The organism is Streptomyces viridochromogenes (assembly GCF_001270495.1).
In the GTDB taxonomy this organism is placed as follows: Bacteria; Actinomycetota; Actinomycetes; order Streptomycetales; family Streptomycetaceae; genus Streptomyces; species Streptomyces viridochromogenes_A.
Genome location: NZ_LGUR01000117.1, coordinates 414,460 through 434,044, shown reverse-complemented (window position 1 = coordinate 434,044; position 19,585 = coordinate 414,460). Strand labels below are relative to the sequence as shown.

19 protein-coding genes are annotated in these 19,585 nt (G+C 72.4%); 15 read left to right on the top strand and 4 right to left on the bottom strand.

The genetic code is table 11. The features are described from left to right. The first annotated feature begins 1 nt into the window (after nucleotide 1). From ADK36_RS14005 to ADK36_RS13950, 12 genes are all read left to right on the top strand, one after another. A complete protein-coding gene (locus ADK36_RS14005; RefSeq protein WP_048579482.1) occupies nucleotides 2-1,828 on the top strand; it encodes a gamma-glutamyltransferase family protein in 1,827 nt (608 codons plus the stop codon). Between the two features lie 150 nt (nucleotides 1,829-1,978). Further along, nucleotides 1,979-2,824, top strand: coding sequence for an inositol monophosphatase family protein (locus ADK36_RS14000; protein WP_048579481.1), 846 nt, complete (start codon nucleotides 1,979-1,981; stop codon nucleotides 2,822-2,824). 164 nt (nucleotides 2,825-2,988) lie between these two features. After that, complete coding sequence (locus tag ADK36_RS13995) at nucleotides 2,989-4,401, top strand: phytoene desaturase family protein (RefSeq protein ID WP_048579630.1); 1,413 nt, start codon at nucleotides 2,989-2,991, stop codon at nucleotides 4,399-4,401. A gap of 130 nt (nucleotides 4,402-4,531) precedes the next feature. Continuing rightward, nucleotides 4,532-5,596: an SCO3242 family prenyltransferase gene (locus tag ADK36_RS13990; RefSeq protein ID WP_048579480.1), complete on the top strand. Its 1,065-nt coding sequence runs from the start codon at nucleotides 4,532-4,534 to the stop codon at nucleotides 5,594-5,596. A gap of 34 nt (nucleotides 5,597-5,630) precedes the next feature. Next, nucleotides 5,631-6,485, top strand: coding sequence for a sugar phosphate isomerase/epimerase family protein (locus ADK36_RS13985; RefSeq protein WP_048579479.1), 855 nt, complete (start codon nucleotides 5,631-5,633; stop codon nucleotides 6,483-6,485). 63 nt (nucleotides 6,486-6,548) lie between these two features. Then, the gene (locus ADK36_RS13980; RefSeq protein WP_063776791.1) at nucleotides 6,549-7,271 is read left to right on the top strand and encodes an EboA domain-containing protein; all 723 of its coding nucleotides are present in this window, start codon (nucleotides 6,549-6,551) and stop codon (nucleotides 7,269-7,271) included. A 2-nt stretch (nucleotides 7,272-7,273) separates the two neighbouring features. Beyond that, nucleotides 7,274-8,128: a TatD family hydrolase gene (locus tag ADK36_RS13975; protein ID WP_048579478.1), complete on the top strand. Its 855-nt coding sequence runs from the start codon at nucleotides 7,274-7,276 to the stop codon at nucleotides 8,126-8,128. Nucleotides 8,129-8,135: 7 nt separating this feature from the next. Further along, nucleotides 8,136-9,293, top strand: a complete 1,158-nt coding sequence (gene eboE, locus ADK36_RS13970) for a metabolite traffic protein EboE (RefSeq protein WP_048579477.1) — start codon at nucleotides 8,136-8,138, stop codon at nucleotides 9,291-9,293. Continuing rightward, entirely contained in the window at nucleotides 9,290-10,678 is a 1,389-nt protein-coding gene (locus ADK36_RS13965; protein ID WP_048579476.1) for an alkaline phosphatase family protein, read from the top strand. Before eboE ends, ADK36_RS13965 begins: the two co-directional genes overlap by 4 nt. Further along, complete coding sequence (locus tag ADK36_RS13960; RefSeq protein ID WP_048579475.1) at nucleotides 10,675-11,862, top strand: cytochrome P450; 1,188 nt, start codon at nucleotides 10,675-10,677, stop codon at nucleotides 11,860-11,862. Before ADK36_RS13965 ends, ADK36_RS13960 begins: the two co-directional genes overlap by 4 nt. A 38-nt stretch (nucleotides 11,863-11,900) precedes the next feature. After that, complete coding sequence (locus tag ADK36_RS13955) at nucleotides 11,901-12,410, top strand: O-acetyl-ADP-ribose deacetylase (RefSeq protein ID WP_048579474.1); 510 nt, start codon at nucleotides 11,901-11,903, stop codon at nucleotides 12,408-12,410. An 89-nt stretch (nucleotides 12,411-12,499) separates the two neighbouring features. Beyond that, on the top strand, nucleotides 12,500-12,979 hold the full coding sequence (locus tag ADK36_RS13950) for a hypothetical protein (RefSeq protein WP_048579473.1): 480 nt from the start codon (nucleotides 12,500-12,502) through the stop codon (nucleotides 12,977-12,979). A gap of 9 nt (nucleotides 12,980-12,988) precedes the next feature. On the opposite strand, the gene ADK36_RS13945 is transcribed toward ADK36_RS13950, so the two are convergent. Further along, entirely contained in the window at nucleotides 12,989-13,351 is a 363-nt protein-coding gene (locus ADK36_RS13945; RefSeq protein WP_048579472.1) for an ArsR/SmtB family transcription factor, read from the bottom strand. Between the two features lie 153 nt (nucleotides 13,352-13,504). Here ADK36_RS13945 and ADK36_RS13940 point away from each other — a divergent pair, with 153 nt between their 5' ends. Further along, on the top strand, nucleotides 13,505-15,004 hold the full coding sequence (locus tag ADK36_RS13940; protein WP_276525471.1) for an AlkA N-terminal domain-containing protein: 1,500 nt from the start codon (nucleotides 13,505-13,507) through the stop codon (nucleotides 15,002-15,004). An 18-nt stretch (nucleotides 15,005-15,022) separates the two neighbouring features. Then, the gene (locus ADK36_RS13935; RefSeq protein ID WP_048579471.1) at nucleotides 15,023-15,505 is read left to right on the top strand and encodes a methylated-DNA--[protein]-cysteine S-methyltransferase; all 483 of its coding nucleotides are present in this window, start codon (nucleotides 15,023-15,025) and stop codon (nucleotides 15,503-15,505) included. Nucleotides 15,506-15,520: 15 nt separating this feature from the next. Here ADK36_RS13935 and ADK36_RS13930 read toward each other — a convergent pair whose 3' ends face one another. From ADK36_RS13930 to ADK36_RS13920, 3 genes are all read right to left on the bottom strand, one after another. After that, nucleotides 15,521-16,246: an SIR2 family NAD-dependent protein deacylase gene (locus ADK36_RS13930; protein ID WP_048579470.1), complete on the bottom strand. Its 726-nt coding sequence runs from the start codon at nucleotides 16,244-16,246 to the stop codon at nucleotides 15,521-15,523. Between the two features lie 57 nt (nucleotides 16,247-16,303). Continuing rightward, nucleotides 16,304-16,798, bottom strand: coding sequence for an NUDIX domain-containing protein (locus ADK36_RS13925; protein WP_053197692.1), 495 nt, complete (start codon nucleotides 16,796-16,798; stop codon nucleotides 16,304-16,306). 76 nt (nucleotides 16,799-16,874) lie between these two features. Beyond that, nucleotides 16,875-17,951, bottom strand: coding sequence for an ADP-ribosylglycohydrolase family protein (locus ADK36_RS13920; protein ID WP_048579468.1), 1,077 nt, complete (start codon nucleotides 17,949-17,951; stop codon nucleotides 16,875-16,877). A gap of 215 nt (nucleotides 17,952-18,166) precedes the next feature. On the opposite strand from ADK36_RS13920, the gene ADK36_RS13915 reads away from it, so the two are divergent. Further along, nucleotides 18,167-19,285, top strand: coding sequence for a glycerate kinase (locus ADK36_RS13915; protein WP_048579627.1), 1,119 nt, complete (start codon nucleotides 18,167-18,169; stop codon nucleotides 19,283-19,285). Nucleotides 19,286-19,585 lie beyond the last annotated feature (300 nt).

Genomic DNA, 19,585 nt, shown 5'->3' with positions numbered 1-19,585 from the left:
TATGTTCACCACCCGCCCCACACTCCAAGGCACCTTCGGCATGGTGTCCTCCACCCACTGGCTCGCCTCGCAGTCCGCGATGGCCGTGCTGGAGGGCGGGGGTAACGCGTACGACGCCGCCGTGGCGGGCGCGTTCGTGCTGCATGTCGTCGAGCCGCATCTCAACGGGCCGGCCGGTGAGGTACCGATCCTGCTCGCCCCGGCGGGCGGCGAGGTGCGGGTGCTGTGCGGGCAGGGCGTGGCGCCGGCCGGGGCGACCGTCGCGCACTACCGGGGGCTCGGGCTGGAACTCGTGCCCGGGACGGGACCGCTCGCCGCCGCCGTGCCCGGCGCGTTCGACGCCTGGATGCTTCTCCTGCGGGACCATGGCACCAGGTCCCTCGCCGATGTGCTCCAGTACGCCATCGGCTACGCCGAAGACGGGCACGCGCCCGTGGAGCGGGTCGGCGAGACCGTCGAGACCGTGCGGGAGCTGTTCGAGACGGAGTGGACCTCGTCGGCCGAGGTGTATCTGCCGGGCGGGAAGCCGCCCCGGCCCGGGGAGCTGTTCCGCAATCCCGCCCTCGCCGCCACCTGGAAGCGGTTGCTGGACGAGGTCGCCGGTGCCGGGGACCGGGTCGCGCAGATCGAGGCCGCGCGGGAGGTGTGGCGGACCGGCTTCATCGCCGAGGCCCTCGTGCGGCAGGCCCGGCGGCCCACCCTGGACACCAGCGGCGAGCGACACTCCGGCACGCTCACGGCCGCCGACCTCGCCGGCTGGTCCGCGACCTACGAGGCGCCGGCGACGTACGACTGGAACGGCTGGACCCTGTGCAAGGCCGGCCCCTGGAGTCAGGGCCCGATCCTCCTCCAGCAGCTCGCGCTGCTGCCGCACGAGCTGCCCCGGTACGGGTCCGCCGACTACGTCCATCTGCTGATCGAGGGCTGCAAGCTGGCCATGGCCGACCGGGAGGCCTGGTACGGCGACGCGACCGAGGTACCGCTCGACGAGCTGCTGTCGGACCGCTACAACGCCGCACGGCGGGAGCTGGTCGGCGAGAGGGCCTCCCACGAGCTGCGGCCCGGCAGCCCGGGCGGCCGCGCCCCGCGACTGTGCGCCCACGCGCGCGTGGCGGCCACCGAGGGGCCCGGCTTCGACGCGCTGGGCGCAGGTGAACCCACGGTCGCCAAGAGCCCGACGTCGCCGGTGCCGGGCGAGCCCGACGTCTCCGCCGACGGCGGCACCCGTGGCGACACCTGCCACCTCGACATCGTCGACCGCTGGGGCAACATGATCGCGGCCACCCCCAGCGGCGGCTGGCTCCAGTCCAACCCCGTCGTGCCCGAACTGGGCTTCCCGCTCGGCACCCGGCTCCAGATGACCTGGCTGGAGGAGGGCCTGCCGAACTCGCTGACACCGGGACGGCGGCCCCGTACGACGCTCACGCCGTCCGTCGCCCTGCGCGACGGTGTGCCCGTCATGGCCTTCGGTACGCCCGGCGGGGACCAGCAGGACCAGTGGCAGCTGCACTTCTTCCTCGCGGTCGCCCTGCGCGGCCAGGTCCGCGGCGGCCTCGACCTCCAGGGCGCGATCGACGCCCCGAACTGGCACAACGACAGCTTCCCCGGTTCCTTCTACCCACGCGGGATGCGACCGGGAAGCGTCACCGTGGAGTCCCGTACGGCCCCCGAGGTGGTGGCGGAGCTACGGCGGCGTGGCCATGCGGTGACCGTCGGTGACGCCTGGTCGGAGGGCCGGCTGTGCGCGGTCGCGCGGGACCCGGAGACCGGGGTGCTGTCGGCGGCGGCGAATCCACGGGGGATGCAGGGCTACGCCGTCGGGCGCTGAGAACGGCCGCCGGGCGTCATGGGCACGCCCCTGACCTGCCGATACGCACACCCCTGACCTGCGGATACGCACCCCCCATGTTCATGCCGATGCCATCCGGCGTCCACCGGGCAGGCGGGGACTGTCAGCGGGGCGTGCTCTCATGGAGGGGTGATCGGATACAACGAAACCATCGACGAGTTTCTCGCACAGCACGAAGCGGACGTGGAGGAAGCGGTCCGCAAGGCTGCCGCGGGCGAGATCATGCCCCGCTTCCGGCAGCTCGCCGCCCATGAGATCGACCAGAAGGCCGGACCGCACGACCTGGTGACCGACGCCGACCGGCTCGCCGAGCAGTACCTCACCGGGGTGCTCGGCGCGCTTCTCCCGGGCTCGGTCGTGGTCGGCGAGGAGGCGGTGCACGCCAACCCGGCGTCGTACGACGCGCTACAGGGCGACGCCCCGGTCTGGATCGTCGACCCCGTCGACGGCACCCGCCAGTTCGTGCACGGAGACCCCGGCTTCTGCACGCTGGTCGCGCTCGCACAGCACGGCGTCCTGCTCGCCTCCTGGACCTACGCCCCCGCCCGCGACCAACTGGCCACGGCGATACGGGGCAAGGGCGCCTACCTCGACGGCGAGCGGCTGCACTCCGGCGCGCCGGAGCCCGGCCGGGACCTGGACATCGCCACGTCCCACCCCGACTACACGACCGACGAACAGAAGCGCGCGCTGCTGGGCCTGTGGACCGACGGGGTCAGGCCGCGCGCGTGCGGCTCGGCGGGGCTGGAGTATCTCGCCATCGCCCGGGGCGAGTTGGACGCGACCGCGTTCAGCTGGGAGGCCGCATGGGATCACGCCGCGGGCATTCTCCTGGTCGAGGAGGCGGGTGGCGCCCACCTGACCCACGCGGGCGAACCGTTCCGGATCACGGGCGGCAACGCCCTGCCGTTCACGACGGCCCGGGACGCGGCTACGGCTCGCCGGGTCGCGGGACTGCTGTCGGCGGGAAACTGATCGTCCAGGGGAGCGCGGTCCAGCCGCAGATCCATACGGCCCCGTGGCCCTGGTCGGGGCACCGCACCCCCGGCTGGAACACCGTGCCCCGGTCTGTCAGTGCCCCGGCATATCCTGATCCTTCAATGGCCATCGGCTGACGAAGGAGTCCGAAGGTGCCGTCGATGCTCGATGCGGTCGTGGTGGGTGCGGGGCCGAACGGACTGACCGCTGCCGTGGAGCTGGCCCGCCGCGGCTTCTCCGTGGCCGTGTTCGAGGCGCGTGACACCGTCGGCGGCGGAGCCCGCACCGAGGAGCTGACCCTCCCCGGCTTCCGGCACGACCCGTGCTCCGCCGCGCACCCCCTGGGCATCAACTCGCCCGTCTTCCGGACCATGCCGCTCGACCGTTACGGCCTGGAGTGGCTGCACGCCGGGCTGCCCATGGCGCACCCCTTCACCGACGGCAGCGCCGCCGTGCTGTCCCGGTCCGTCGCCGAGACCGCCGCCTCGTTCGGCCCGCGCGACGCGGGCACGTACCGCAGGCTGGTCGAGCCGTTCCTGGCCAAGTGGGACACGCTGGCCCGTGACTTCATGTCCCTGCCCCTCACCGCACTACCCCGGGACCCGGTCACGCTCGCCCGCTTCGGCCTGGTCGGACTGCCCCCGTCGACCTGGCTGACGCGCCGCTTCCGCGACGAGCGGGCCAGGACGCTCTTCGCCGGCCTCGTGGCGCACGTCATCGCCCCGCTGGACGGCTTCGCCACCAGTGCCATCGGACTGGTCTTCGCCCTCGCCGCCCACGCCCGCGGGTGGCCCGTGGCCCGCGGCGGTTCCCAGTCCATCTCCGACGCCCTCACCGCCTATCTGAAGGACCTCGGCGGCACCGTCCACACCGACTACGAGGTCAAGCGGCTCGACGACCTGCCGCCCGCGCGCGCGTACATCTTCGACACCTCGCCCACCGCGCTGGCCCGCATCGCCGGCTTCGGCCGCTACTACGAGGGCTACCGCTACGGCGCCGCCGCCTTCAAGATCGACTACGCCTTGGACGGCCCGGTGCCATGGACCTCGCCGGAGGCGCGGCGGGCCGGCACCGTGCAGGTCGGGGGGGACAGCGCGGAGATCGGCGCCGCCCTGCGCGCCGCGTCCCGGGAAGGCCGGGCGCCCGACAAGCCGTTCATGATCACGGTGCAGCCCAGCGTCGTCGACCCCACGCGGGCCCCCGAGGGCAAGCACGTCTTCTGGGCGTACGGGCATGTGCCGAACGGCTGGACCGGAGACCTCACGGACGTCCTCGAACGTCAACTGGAGCGCTTCGCCCCGGGGTTCCGCGACCGCGTCCTCGCGCGCGCGACGGCCGGCCCGGCCGAGCTCGCCGCCCGCAACGCCAACTATGTCGGCGGCGACATCGCCTCCGGAGCGGCCTCCGGGCTCCAACTCCTGCTCCGGCCCAAGCTGTCGCTCTTCCCCTACCGCACCCCGCACCCCGCTGTCTTCATCTGCTCGTCGGCGACCCCGCCCGGACCGGGCGTGCACGGGATGTCGGGGCACAACGCGGCCAAGGCGGTGTGGCGGCGGCTGCGGCAGGAGCCGTGAGACCGGTCAAACGGTCCACGTTTACCGGTAGTTCGGGTTCCGCGGTAAGGGAATTCTGTGTCTTCTTTGTCACTCCCCTTACCGGGGGGTAGGTATCTGAAGGCTCAATAGCCGCGAGTAGGGTGCGGCCATGAAAGATCGGAAAGCGGTTGTCCGCTTCGGATCCCGGTCTGCCGTGCGCCTCAGCGACCTCGCCCTGCTCGTCAGAGCCCCGGCCGCGCTGAGTGTGCCCGGTGACGTGATCGCGGGAGCGGCCGCCGCCGGACGCCCGCTGGACGCCCGTACCTTCGGAGTGATCGGTTCCTCCGTCTGTCTCTACTGGGCCGGCATGGCCCTCAACGACTACGCCGACGCCACGGTCGACTCCGTCGAGAGACCGGATCGGCCTGTGCCGTCGGGGCGTGTTCCGCGGCGTACGGCGCTTGGCGTGGCCGGGGCGTTGACCGTGGCGGGGATCGGGCTCGCCGCTGCCGCGGGGGGTCGGCGCAGTGTGGGTGTCGCGCTGCCGTTGGCCGGACTCATCTGGGCATATGACCTGAAGCTCAAGTCCACGCCGGCGGGGGGCTTCGCCATGGCAGGGGCACGGGTTCTGGACGTTCTGGCCGGTGCGGTGGTGCCTGGGGCGGGGGCGGAATCGGTTGGTGTCGCGGTGCGGCGTGCCGCTGTGCCCGCCGGGCTGGTCGGGGTGCACACCGGTACGTTGATGGCGCTCAGTCGCCATGAGATCGGTGGGGCGCCGGTGCGGGTGCCGGGGGTGACCCTCGCCGTGTCTGCGGCGACTGCCCTGGCTACGGCGGTTCCGGTCGAGCAAGACGCCTCAGGGGGTGCCGCGAAGGGGCATCGCGCGGCTGCGGCGCCGTGGTGGCTTGTCGCGCCCCGCGGCGGAGCCGCAGTTCGACACAGCCCCGCGCCCCTTAAAGGCGTTGCCGGCACCGTGCCTTCCAAGAGGTTCCGCACCGCCCTCACTGCCGCCGGTGCTCTCGCCTACCTCGGGGCCTACGGTTCCGCCCAGGTCCGTGCCGTGCGGAAGCCGTCGGGGGAGAACGTACGGCGGGCCGTGGGGGCCGGGATTCTGGGGCTGATGCCCTTGCAGGCCGCGCTCACCGCGCGCGGTGGGGCACCGGGTGTCGCCGCGGCGCTCGGCGTCGTCCATCCCCTCGCGCGACGGCTCGCCCGGCGCATATCGCCCACCTGAGACCCACCGCACCTCCGTGTGAGGAATCCGCACCATGAGACCTCCCCCCACTACTCCCTCCACCCCTCTCAAGTTCGGCTACGGCACCAACGGCTTCACCCATCACCGGCTGACCGATGTCCTCGTCGTCCTCGCCGACCTCGGCTACGACGGCGTCGCCCTCACCCTCGACCACGGCCATCTCGACCCGTACGCCGACGAGCTGCCCCGGCACGTCGCCGCCCTCGCGCGGCAGCTCGGGCGGCACGGACTGGAAGTGACGGTGGAGACCGGCGCGCCGTTCCTCCTCGACCCCTGGGGCAAGCACCTGCCCACGCTGATGTCGGACGGCTCCGGGGCGAGGATCGACCTGCTGCGGCGAGCCCTGCGCATCGCCGCGGACCTCGGCTCGCCCACAGTCCACCTGTGCAGCGGCCCGGTGCCGGACGGGCTGCCGGAGCGGGACGCGTGGAAGCGGCTCGCGGCCGGGGTCGAGACCGTGCTGGAGACCGCGGAGAGGTACGGGGTGGCGCTGGCCTTCGAGCCGGAGCCGTACATGTTCGTCGACACCGTGGAGCGCTGCCTGCACCTCGCCCAACTGGTGGACGGGCACGAGCTGTTCGGGATCACCCTGGACATCGGTCACGCGCACTGCGTGGAGAAACGTTCCGTGCTGGACTGCGTGCACGACGCGGCACCGCTTCTGCGCAATGTGCAGATCGAGGACATGCGCCGCGGCATCCACCAGCACCTCGAATTCGGCGCCGGCGAGATCGACTTCCCGCCCGTCCTGGACGCCCTGCGCGACCTGAACCACCGCGGCCTGATCTCCGTGGAGATCCAGGGCGGCTCGCTCGACGCGCCCGACGTCGCCCGCCGCTCGATCGAGTTCCTGCGCGCGGTCCGTTAGTCACCGCCCCGCCCGCTCTCCTTCCCGCCCCACTCCTCCCACCTCGCAGAAGGCTGTTCCTCCATGGCCGTCACGACCGCCTCCCTCTCGGCCCCGCCGGACCCCCACCCCGCCCTGATCGCCGTACTGGATCCCACGACCCGCACCTGGCTGGACGAGAGCGCCGCCGAGGTCGCCGCCGAACCCGCTGCCGTGCGGCGCCTGTTCCCCGCCGTTCGAAGGCGCTGCGGACACGGCCGTATGGACCACTACTGGACCGTCGACGAGGCCGCCCGGGCCGTCCTCATCACCGCACTGCCCCTGCGCGGTCAGGAGCTCGCCGACGAGGTCACCCGCCTCCACCGGCACGGCGACCCGGCGGAACGACGCGCCGTCCTGCGCACCCTGCCCCTGCTCGACCTGGGCGACCTCGCGCTGCCCCTCGTACGGGAGGCGCTGCGCGGCAACGACACCACCCTGATCGAGGCCGCCCTCGGGCCGTACGCCGCCGCGCGCCTCCCCGACGCCGAGTTCCGCCAGGCCGTACTGAAGTGCGTCTTCTGCGGGATCCCGCTGGACCGCGTCACCGGCCTCGGCACCCGCGCCGACCGTGAACTGGCCCGGATGCTCGCCGACTTCGCCCAGGAGCGGATCGTCGCCGGCCGGGACGTGCCCCAGGACATCGGGCCCGTCGTCCGTGCCTTCCCGGACATCGTCGGCGCCGAACTCGACCACGCGCTCCAGCAGACACTCCGGCACGCACCCACCACGGACCCACTCGCGGACGTATTCAAGGAAGAGGGCTGACCGTGCGCATCTTCGACCCCCATATCCACATGACCTCCCGCACGACCGACGACTACGAGGCGATGTACGCCGCCGGGGTGCGCGCCGTCGTCGAGCCCGCCTTCTGGCTCGGCCAGCCCCGCACCTCGCCCGAGAGCTTCTACGACTACTTCGACGGGCTGCTGGGCTGGGAGCCGTACCGCGCCGCCCAGTTCGGCATCCAGCACTTCTGCACGATCGCGCTCAACCCGAAGGAGGCCAACGACCCGCGTTGCCTCCCGGTCCTCGACGAACTGGACCGCTACCTCGCCAAGGACCGGGTCGTCGCCGTCGGCGAGATCGGCTACGACTCGATGACCCCGGAGGAGGACGAGGCGCTCGCCCGTCAGCTCCAGCTCGCGATCGAGCACGAGCTGCCCGCCCTCGTGCACACCCCGCACCGCGACAAGGCGGCCGGCACCCGGCGCACCCTGGACGTCGTACGCGAGTCGGGCATCGCCCCCGAACTCGTCGTCCTCGACCACCTCAACGAGCTCACCGTCGGCATGGTCCTCGACAGCGGTTGCTGGGCCGGGTTCTCGATCTACCCCAAGACCAAGATGAGCGAGGACCGGATGGTCGAGATCCTCAAGGAGCACGGGACGGAGCGGATGCTCGTGAACTCCGCCGCGGACTGGGGGCGTTCGGACCCGCTGAAGACCCGCAGGACCGCCGACGCCATGCTCGCCGCCGGGTTCGACGACGACGCCGTGGACGAGGTGCTGTGGCGCAACCCCGTCGCCTTCTACGACCAGAGCGGGCGACTGGAGCTGGACGAGCCCAAGCCGGACGAGCTGGCCACCTTCCAGGGGAACTCCATACGTCGCGGGGGAGCGTGAGCAGCCCATGCGCTTTCTGCACCCGGACGGTACGACCGTCCACCTCGGCTACTGCAGCAACGTTCACCAGGCGGAGGACCTGGAGGGCGTCATCGCCCAACTCGCCGACCACGCCGAGCCCGTGCGGGAACGCCTCGGCACCGACCGGCTAGGCATCGGGCTGTGGCTGGCGCGTCCCGTCGTCACGGAACTCGCCGATGACGAGAGCGCGTTGGCACGTCTGAGGACCGAACTGCGGGCGCGCGGGCTGGAGACCGTCACCCTCAACGCCTTCCCGTACGCCGGGTTCCACCGCGAGGTCGTCAAGAAGGACGTGTACGAGCCCGACTGGGCCGACGAGGCCCGGCTGAACTACACCCTGGACTGCGCCCGCGTCCTTGCCGCCCTCCTCCCGGACCACGTCGACCACGGCAGCGTCTCCACCCTGCCGCTCGCGTGGCGCACCCCGTGGACGCCCGTCTGCGCCGAGGAGGCGCGGCACGCCCTGGACCGGCTGACCACGGGGCTCGCGGCGCTCGAAGCGTGGACCGGCCGCCGTATCCGCGTGGGCTTCGAACCGGAACCCGGGTGCGTCGTCGAGACCACCACGCAGGCGGTGCGGGAGCTGGGCGGACTGGATCCCGACCGGCTCGGCATCTGCCTCGACGCCTGCCATCTCGCCGTGCAGTTCGAGCAGCCTGCCGAGGCCCTGCGTCGGCTCGCGGAAGCCGGGATGCCCGTGGTCAAACTCCAGGCGTCCTGCGCGGTGGAGGCCGCGGACCCGGCCGACCCCGCCGCCCGCGCGGCCCTGCACCGGCTCGCCGAACCCCGGTTCCTGCACCAGACCCGGACCAGCGGCGACGGTGACGTCCTCGGTGTGGACGACCTCCCGGACGCCCTCGCCGGCGAGCTTCCCGCCGACGCCGGCCCCTGGCGCGTCCACTTCCACGCCCCGCTGCACACCGACCCCGAACCCCCGCTGCGTACGACGGCCGACCAGCTCGACCAGGTCCTCGCCGGGCTGCTGGGCGGGCCCTCCGCACACTGCGACCACATCGAGGTCGAGACCTACACCTGGTCCGTCCTCCCCGACCCGCCCGCCGACCTGGCCGGCGGCATCGCCGCCGAACTCGCCTGGGCCCGCGACCGGTTGACCGGTCTCGGCCTCAAGGAGGACCCCTCATGAACCGTGTGGTCGTACTCGACATCGTCGGCCTCACCCCGAACCTCCTGAAGCACATGCCGTCCGTCGCCGCCCTCGGCGACCGCGGTTTCCAGGCCCGGCTCGACACCGTGCTCCCCGCCGTGACCTGCACGGTCCAGTCCACGCTCCTCACCGGCGAACCCCCTTCCACGCACGGCGCGGTGGCGAACGGCTGGTACTTCCGCGACCTCGGCGAAGTCATGCTGTGGCGCCAGCACAACGCGCTCGTCGGCGGCGAGAAGATCTGGGAGACGGCCCGCAGGACCGACCCCGACTACAAGGTCGCCAACATCTGCTGGTGGTACGCGATGGGCGCCGACGTCGACTGGACGGTCACCCCGCGCCCCGTCTACTACTCCGACGGCCGCAAGGAACCCGACTGCTACACCTGGCCGCCGTCCCTGCACGACGAACTCACCGACCGGCTCGGCCCGTTCCCCCTCTTCACCTACTGGGGGCCGAACGCGGGCATGCCCTCCACCCAGTGGATCCTGGCAGCCGCCCGCCAGGTCTTCGACGAGAAGCGCCCCGACCTCACCCTCGTCTACATCCCGCAGATGGACTACGAGCCCCAGCGCTCCGGCCCCGACTCACCCGCCACCATCCAGGCCGCCCGCCAACTCGACGACGCCCTGCGCCCGTTGATCGACCACTTCCTGAGCCAGGGCGCGACCGTCGTGGCGCTCAGCGAGTACGGCATCACGCCCGTCTCCCGCCCGGTCGACATCAACCGCGCCCTGCGCCGGGCAGGGCTGCTGGAGGTGTACACGCAGGACGGCATGGAGTACCTCGACCCGTGGACGTCACGCGCCTTCGCGGTCGCCGACCACCAGGTCGCCCACGTCTACGTCCGCGACCCGGCCGACACCGAGGCGGTCGCGAAGATCGTCGCCGGACTCGACGGCGTGGAACGGGTGCTGGACACGGAGGGCAAGGCGGCTCACGGCCTGGACCACGAGCGCTCCGGCGAACTCGTCGCACTCGCCGACCCCGACGCCTGGTTCACGTACTACTACTGGCTGGACGACGACCGCGCCCCCGACTTCGCCCGCCAGGTCGAGATCCACCGCAAGCCCGGCTACGACCCCGCCGAGCTTCTCTACGACGAGACGGTCCCCGCGGTGAAACTGCGTGCCGTCGGCCAGGTCGCCCGCAAGAAGCTCGGCTTCCGCTACCGCCTCAAGACGGTCCCCCTGGACCCGTCCGGCGTCCGCGGCAGCCACGGTCGCCTGCCCGGCGACCCCGCCGACGGCCCCGTACTGCTGTGCTCGCGGCCGGACGGGGCGAAGGAGGCGTACGCGGCCACCGACGTCAAGTCCCTGCTCCTCACCCTCGCGGACCTGCACACCGAAGGAACCGAGAAATGACGACGTACCCGTCCCTACCCGCCATCCGCCCCCTGCTCGACCCGGCCCCCGAGTACGCCAAGTGGCAGTCCGAGGAGCCGGTCCGCCGGGTGACGATCTGGGGCGACAACAGCCCCTGGCTCGTCACCGGTCACGAGGACGCCCGCACGGTCCTCGCCGACCCGCGCTTCAGCGCCGACGCCAACCACCCCGCCTTCCCCCACACCCGCCCCGGTGCCCCGCCGCAGGCCCCCGGCCTCTTCCACCAGATGGACCCGCCGGACCACACCCGGCTGCGCCGCATGCTCATCCCCGACTTCACCTTCCGGCGCATCGAGCAGATGGAGGGCGCCGTCCAGCGGATCTGCGACGACCTGCTGGACGCGATGACGGACGGCGACGCCACGGAGGCGGACCTGGTCGCGTCGTACGCGCTGCCGCTCCCCACCCTCGCCATCTGCGAGCTGCTCGGCGTCCCCTACGAGGACCACGGCTTCTTCCGCGCGAAGTCCAACGCCCTCACCAGCGTCGCCGGCGACCCGGCCGAGGCGATGTCCGCCCGCATGGCGCTCTACGGCTATCTGCGCGCCCTCATCGAGCGACGCGCGCACGACCCCGCCGACGACCTGATCTCCCGGCTGGCCGCGCAGCGCGTGGCGACCGGCGAGGCCACGCTCGACGAGGCCACCGGTATGGTCTCCCTCCTGCTCCTGGCGGGCCACGAGACGACAGCCAACATGTTCCCGCTGGCTGTGATCGCCCTGCTGCAGAACCCGGCCCAGCTCGACGCCCTGCGCACGGACGACTCCCTGTGGCCGGGCGCCGTGGAGGAACTCCTGCGCCATCTGACCGTCATCCACTCCGGGATACGGCGGGTCGCCACGGAGGACGTCGACCTCTCCGGCGTCCGTATCCGCGCGGGTGAGGGCGTGGTGGTGGCGTTGCAGGCCGCCAACCGTGACCCGTCCGTGTATGCCGACCCCGACGCCCTCGACGTCCGCCGCGACGCGAGCGGCCACCTCGCCTTCGGTCACGGGCTGCACCAGTGCCTCGGCCAGGCACTCGCCCGCACCGAACTCCGCCTCGGCCTGTCCGCCCTGTTCCGCAGGCTCCCGTCCCTGCGCATGACGGCCCCGCCCGAGTCGCTCGCCCTCTCGACGAGCACGGTCCACGGGGTGCGCTCGCTGCCGATCGCCTGGTCATGAACCGGCCACCGGTGGCCAGGGCTGCTATAGAGGCAGTCATGACCACCATCAGGCTCGTTCAGGGCGACATCACGCGCGAGACCGTGGACGCGATCGTCAACGCCGCGAACTCCTCCCTTCTCGGTGGGGGAGGAGTCGACGGCGCGATCCACCGCCGCGGCGGCCCCGCGATCCTCGACGAGTGCCGCAAGCTGCGCGCCTCCCGGTACGGCAAGGGCCTGCCCACGGGGCAGGCGGTCGCCACGACGGCGGGGGAGCTGGACGCCCGCTGGGTGATCCATACGGTGGGCCCGGTCTTCTCCGCCCAGGAGGACCGCTCGGACCTCCTCGCCTCCTGCTACCGCGAGTCCCTGCGGGTCGCCGACGAGCTCGGCGCCCGCACCGTCGCCTTCCCGGCGATCTCCACCGGCGTCTACCGCTATCCGCTGCAGGACGCCGCACGCATCGCGGTCGCCACGGTGCGCGAGGCGGAGACCGACGTCGAGGAGGTCCGCTTCGTCCTCTTCGACGAGCGGGCGTACGAGGCGTTCGCCGCGCAGGTCGGCTGACCGAACAGACCGTGACCCACGAGGTGAACGGCATCCGGTGCTGATCCGTACCACCTTTCGTGCAGTCACAGTCACACCGAGGAAGCTTCGTGCAGGCACACCGAGGACGCACCGGTCGCGTCGGCCGCGTCGCGACGGCGACCGGCAGCCTGGCTCTTCTGCTCCTGGCCACCGCGTGCGGCGGGGGCGAGGGCAAGGAAGGCTCCGCCGCGAAGAGCAGCCCGACGAACGTCTCCGCCACCGCGGCCGGCGTGGTGGCCCCGGCCAAGGTCGAGGTGCTCGCCGACCTGACCGGCTGCAAGGTCAGGATCCGGACCGAGGCGGACGAACTGCGTGAAGGAGTCTGCCGGACGAAGCGGGGCGACTACCTCATCACGACGTTCCCGCAGGAGAAGCTCAAGCTCACCTGGCTGGACGCGGCCGCCGTCTACGGCGGCAAGTACCTCGTCGGCACCCGCTGGGTGGTCAGCGCGAAGCCGGAGCTGCTGGAACAGCTCCGTCCCCAACTCGGCGGGAAGATCGAGCAGTTGCGGGGCGTGGGCCCGGCTCCGGGCCCGTCGGCGTCGTAACGACCGGTCTCAGTCGGCCGCGTCGCTGATGCCCAGCCGCAGATGCTCCACGTGGTACACGGCCTGGTCGAGCAGCTCGGCGACATGGTGGTCGTGCAGGGCGTACACGACCGAACGGCCGCGCCGCTCACCCACCACCAGGCCCAGATTGCGCAGCAGCCGCAGCTGGTGCGAGCAGGCGGACTGTTCCATGCCCACCTCGGCCGCCAACTCCGTGGCCGGCAGGGGCCCTTCGCGCAGCCGCGCCAGGATCAGCAGGCGGGATGGGGTGGAGAGAGCCTGGAGGGTGGTGGCGACCTTGGCCACGTTGGCCGCGTCCAGACGTACGCGCTCGGCTGCGTCCTGCGCGGTGGTGACGGCTCCATGACCCATGTGGGTATCTTACTCATCGTACGCGAACATATGAATGATTGTTCATGTGATGTGCTCAAGGTCCCCTGAGGGATCCGGCAGCTCCCAGCGCAGACGAGGTTGATGTCGGATTCTCGCCAGCCCTCGGCGCCTCCTGTGGTCGATGCTGGACGCATGCAGAAGGGGATGCACACCGACACCGAGCGCTGCGTGCGCGCTGTTCAGTCCAAGGACGCCCGCTTCGACGGCTGGTTCTACACGGCGGTCGTGACCACCGGGATCTACTGCCGGCCCAGCTGCCCGGTGGTCCCGCCCAAGCCCGCGAACATGCGGTTCCACCCGAGCGCGGCCGCCTGCCAGCAGGCCGGGTTCCGGGCCTGCAAGCGCTGCCGCCCGGACACCAGCCCCGGCTCCCCGGAATGGAACCAGCGCGCGGACCTGGTGGCCCGCGCGATGCGGCTGATCGCCGACGGCGTCGTGGACCGCGAGGGCGTGCCCGGCCTCGCCGCCCGCCTCGGCTACAGCACCCGGCAGATCGAACGCCAGCTCCTCGCCGAACTGGGCGCCGGCCCGCTCGCCCTGGCCCGCGCCCAGCGCGCCCAGGCGGCCCGCCTCCTCATCGAGACGACGCCCCTGCCCATGGCGGACATCGCCTTCGCGGCCGGCTTCGCCTCCATCCGCACCTTCAACGACACCGTCCGCGAGGTCTTCGCCCTCGCCCCGACCGACCTGCGCACCCGCGCACCCCGCGGCACCCCGAGCACCCCGGGGACCGCGGCGAACACCGCCGGCGTCCTGACCCTGCGCCTGCCGTTCCGCGTCCCCCTCAACCCCGACAACCTCTTCGGCCACCTCGCGGCGACCGCCGTCCCCGGGGTCGAGGAGTGGCGGGACGGCGCGTACCGCCGCACGCTCAGGCTGCCGTACGGCCACGGCATCGTGTCCTTGTCACCCCAGCCCGACCACATCGCCTGCCGTCTCACCCTCGGTGACCTGCGCGATCTGACCGTCGCGATCAGCCGGTGCCGCCGGATGCTCGACCTGGACGCGGATCCGGTCGCGATCGACGACCAGTTGCGCACGGACCCCCTGCTCGCGCCCCTGGTCGACAAGGCGCCCGGACGCCGGGTCCCGCGCACCGTCGACGAGGCGGAGTTCGCCGTACGGGCCGTGCTCGGCCAGCAGGTCTCCACGGCCGCCGCCCGCACCCACGCGGCCCGCCTGGTCACCGCCCACGGCGAGCGGGTCGACGATCCCGAAGGTGGCCTCACCCACCTCTTCCCGTCCCCCGAGGCGCTGGCGTCCGTGGACCCGGAGTCACTGGCGATGCCCCGCACGCGCCGAGCGACCTTCACCACCCTGGTCCGTCAACTCGCCGACGGAGAGGTGCACTTGGGCCCGGACAGTGACTGGCCGCAGACCCGCGCCCGTCTCCTGGCCCTCCCCGGCTTCGGCCCCTGGACGGTCGACGTCATCGCGATGCGCGCCCTCGGCGACCCCGACGCCTTCCTCCCCACCGACCTCGGCATCCGCCGTGCCGCCCAGGAGCTGGGCCTCCCGTCCACTCCGGCGGCCCTCACGGCCCGGGCGGCCGCGTGGCGCCCCTGGCGGGCGTACGCCGTCCAGTACCTGTGGGCGACGGACAGCCACCCGATCAACTTCCTCCCCGTGTAAGGACATCAGGAACTCCCGATGAAACAGCACACCGTCATCGACAGCCCCTACGGCCCCCTGACCCTCGTCGCCGAGGACGGCGTCCTGTGCGGCCTCTACATGACCGACCAACGCCACCGCCCGCACGAAGAGACCTTCGGCACCCGCGAGGAATCCCTCTTCGGAGAGGCCGAGGACCAGCTGGAGGCATATTTCGCAGGCGAGTTGAAGGAGTTCACCCTGGAACTGCGCCTGTGCGGAACACCGTTCCAGCGCAGCGTCTGGGAGCAACTACGGAAGATCCCGTACGGCGAGACCCGCTCCTACGGCGAACTCGCCGACGCCCTCGGCAACTCCGGCGCCTCCCGCGCGGTCGGCCTCGCCAACGGCAGGAACCCGATCGGCATCATCATCCCCTGCCATCGCGTCGTCGGCGCGAACGGCAGCCTCACCGGATACGGCGGCGGCCTGGACCGCAAGCGGCGACTGCTGGACTTCGAGAACGGAACGGCACTGTTCTAGTTCCGGGCGGCCGCCCTAGCCGGCCAGTTCGCGCAGCAGCGTGGGCAGCGCCGTGCCGATGGGTTCCCGTACGACGTCGTCGGCGCGGTCGTCGTACGGCGTCGGCTCGGCGTTGACGATGACCAGCCGGGCGCCGTGGTCGGCGGCGACGCCCGCGAGTCCGGCGGCGGGCTGCACCTGAAGGCTGCTGCCGACGGCGATGAACACCTGGCAGGCCTTGGTGATCGCGACCGCCTCACCGAGGACCACGGGATCGAGCCGCTCGCCGAACATCACCGTGGCCGACTTGAGGATGCCGCCGCACTCCAGGCACGGCGGGTCGTCCTCGCCGGCCTCGACCCGCGCCAGGGCGTCCTCCATCGGCCCGCGCGCATGGCACTTCGTGCAGAGCACACTCCGTGCGCTGCCGTGCAGTTCGAGCACCTTGCGGGAGGGCATCCCCGCGAGCTGGTGCAGCCCGTCCACGTTCTGCGTGATCACCCGCACCGGCACCCCGGACCGCTCCAGCTCGGCCACCGCCCGGTGCGCCGCGTTGGGCTCGGCCTTGAGCGTCCGGTTCTTGCGCCGCATCTGCCACGAGCGCCGCCGGATCTCCGGATCGCCCATGTAGTACTCGTACGTCACGAGTTTCTCGGCCTCCGGATCCCGCCGCCACAGCCCGTTCGGTCCGCGGTAGTCGGGGATCCCGGAGTCGGTCGAGATACCGGCGCCACTGAGGAGGGCGACGAGGGGCTTGGTCATGCTGCCGAGGGTAGGACGGTCGCCGTGACGGCCGCGAATGGATATTCGAGGGGCCCGTCAGGCCACCCGGTGACCGTTCTCCAGCTCCGCCGTGCCCTCGCCGTCCGCGAGGACGTCCAGCGCCGCCAGGACGCGGCGGCCCAGGGCGCCGGGCAGATGAGCGGTGATCTCCCCGCGCGGAACCAGCCGCCAGGACAGCAGCTCCTCCTCCTGCAACCGGATCGCCTTGAAGTCGTCCTCGCCGAGGACCCCGCCGTCGTACAGATACGCCACCAGCGGCGGCCGCCCCGTCCCGTGCACCCAGTCCACCGCGAGCAGCCGGCCCAGCTCCCGGTCCAGGCCGATCTCCTCGAACGTCTCGCGGCGCGCGCCCTGGCGGGGCGTCTCGCCGTCGTCGGACTCGATCGTGCCGCCCGGAAGGGCCCAGCCCTCACGGTAGTTGGGCTCCACGAGCAGCACCTGGCCCTCGCCGTCACGGAAGAGGGCGGCGGCACCGGCGAGGACACGGGGGAGACTCGCGATGTACGCGGCGAAGTCTGGCGTGGTGGTCATCCAGGCAGCCTAACGAGCCCGCGCAACCCGGCCCGGGGATCGCTGCCAGTTCAGTCGAACGGGTGCTCCCTACTCCTCACTCCACCTCGGCCTCCGCCAGCCGCACCGTGCGCTCCGCCAGCTCGCTGATCCGCACCCCGTCGAACCCGAACACCGCACTGCGCACCGTGTCCTCCAGCGGCCCGGTCCACTGCTCCGGGAGCGCCTCCGCCCCGGTCAGCACCCCCGCCACCGAACCGGCCGTCGCCCCGTTGGAGTCGGTGTCCAGGCCGCCGCGCACGGTGAGGGTGATGGTGCGCGTGAAGTCGCCGTCGCCGTAGAGAAGCCCGGCGGTGAGGACGGCGGCGTTCGGGATGGTGTGGATCCAGCCGAGCCCGGCGGTCTCCTCGGCGACCGTGGTGAGCGTGTCCTCCCAGGTCATCCGGGTGTCATGGAGCGAGACGACGCGGCGTACGGTGCGGGCGAGGCGGCTGCTCGCCGGGATGACGACGAGCGCCTGGTCGATCGCCTCGCGGACCGTGGGCGCAGTGAACGCCGCGGAGATCAGCGCCGCCGCCCACATCGCGCCGTACACGCCGTTCCCGGTGTGCGACAGCACCGCGTCCCGGCGGGCGAGGGAGGCGGCGCGACGCGGGTCGCCCGGACAGGTCCAGCCGTAGATGTCGGCGCGGATGAGGGCGCCGATCCACTCCTGGTACGGGTTGTCGTACGTGGCGGTGAGCGGCGGTTTCAGCCCGTTCGCGAGGTTGCGGTACGCGGCCCGCTCCGCCGTGAAGGTCTGGAGATACGGCAGTCGCAGCAGCCACAGGTCGCCGACCTGCTCGGTGCTGAAGCCGAAGCCGTGGGTCTCCAGCAGGTCGAGGCCGAGGATCGCGTAGTCGACGTCGTCGTCGCGGCAGCTGCCGTGGATCCGGCCGCGCACGCACTGCCGCCATTCGGGCCGCAGCTCCAGGCCGTGGTCCTCGCTCGGCGGCTCGGGGAGATAGTCGGTGAGGGGCAGGGCGGCGGCCTGCCGCAGATACTGATCGATCCGGTCCCGCGTCCACAGGTCGCCCTGCTCGACCGGTTTGCCGAGCATGTTGCCCGCGATCCGGCCCAGCCAGCCCCCGAGGACGCGGTCGGCGAGCTCTGGCTCAGTGCCCACAGGGGTCATAGGACCGGTCTACCCAATTCCGGCGGCGGCCGCTCGGAGGTTCGGCAGCTCGCACAGCGGCTTCCCAGGCCGCTCGTAAGTTGTTCCCACCGCCTTCTCAGGGTCCGGGCATCGCATGACGTCACGGGCCTCCTCCGGTTAAGGTCGCAGCGGCGCGACTGGCCTTGGCGTGCGCGAGGCCCGGAGAACAAGGGGAAAATCAGGTGACACAGCGCGTGCTCATCGCCGCGGACAAGTTCAAAGGGTCGCTCACGGCCGTGCAGGTCGCCGAGCGGGTGACGGCCGGTCTGCGCCGGATCGTGCCGGACGTCGAGGTCGAGGCCATGCCCGTGGCCGACGGCGGCGACGGAACCGTGGACGCGGCGGTCGCGGCCGGCTTCGAGCGGCGGGAGGTCCGGGTCGCCGGGCCCCTCGGGCACGAGGTGACCGCGGCGTTCGCGCTGCGCGGCGACACGGCGGTCGTGGAGATGGCGGAGGCGAGCGGCCTGCAGCGGCTGCCCGCGGGCGTCTTCGCGCCGCTCACGGCGTCCACCTACGGCTCCGGAGAGCTGCTGCGGGCCGCGTTGGACGCGGGCGCCCGCACGATCGTGTTCGGGGTCGGCGGCAGCGCCACCACGGACGGCGGCGCCGGAATGCTGAGCGCGCTGGGCGCGCGCTTCCTCGACGCGGACGGGGAGCCCGTGACGCCGGGCGGCGGCGGCCTGGGTGACCTGGCCACCGCCGACCTCTCCGGCCTGGACCCGAGGCTCTCCTCCGTCGAACTGGTGCTCGCCAGCGACGTCGACAACCCGCTGACCGGCCCGAAGGGCGCGCCCGCGGTGTACGGGCCGCAGAAGGGCGCCTCCCCGGACGACGTGGAGACGCTGGACGCCGCGCTCGCGCACTTCGCGAAGGTGCTGGAGGGGCCGCTCGGTCCCAAGGCGGCCGAGCACGCCGCGTCGCCGGGCGCGGGGGCGGCGGGGGGCATCGGCTACGGCGCCCTGCTGATCGGCGCGGGCTTCCGGCCCGGCATCGAGGTCATGCTCGACGTCCTGGGCTTCGCGTCCGCGCTGGAGCGGGCGGACCTGGTCATCACCGGCGAGGGCTCCCTGGACGAGCAGACCCTGCACGGCAAGGCCCCGGCGGGCGTCGCCGCCGCCGCGCGCGCGGCCGGCAAGGAGGTCGTCGCGGTGTGTGGCCGCCTCGCGCTGGCACCGGAGGCGCTCGGCCGAGCCGGGATCCGGCGGGCGTACCCGCTGACGGAGATCGAGCCGGACGTGGCCAAGTGCATCGCGGACGCCGGACCCATCCTGGAACGCTCGGCGGAACGACTGGCGCGCGACTTCCTGGCCTGACACCGGCTTCCCCTCGTCCTCAAACGCCGGACGGGCTGAAGATGCCTGGCGAATCCAGCCCCTCCGGCGTTTGAGGAGCGGGGTCTGGGGCGGAGCCCCAGAAGGGGCGCGGGGCTGTATCGATGTGCGGCTCCGCCGCGTGGGCGCGACCAGCCCTCTCCCGCCCGCACCCGAAAGACAACCGGGGTCGAAGGGGCGCAGCCCCTGGGGAATGGGACGGGTAGGGGCGGCGGGGGCGAGGCCCCCCAGGTCCGCACCGGTGCCGCTGCCGGACATGCGAAGGGCCCCGAACCAACCCGG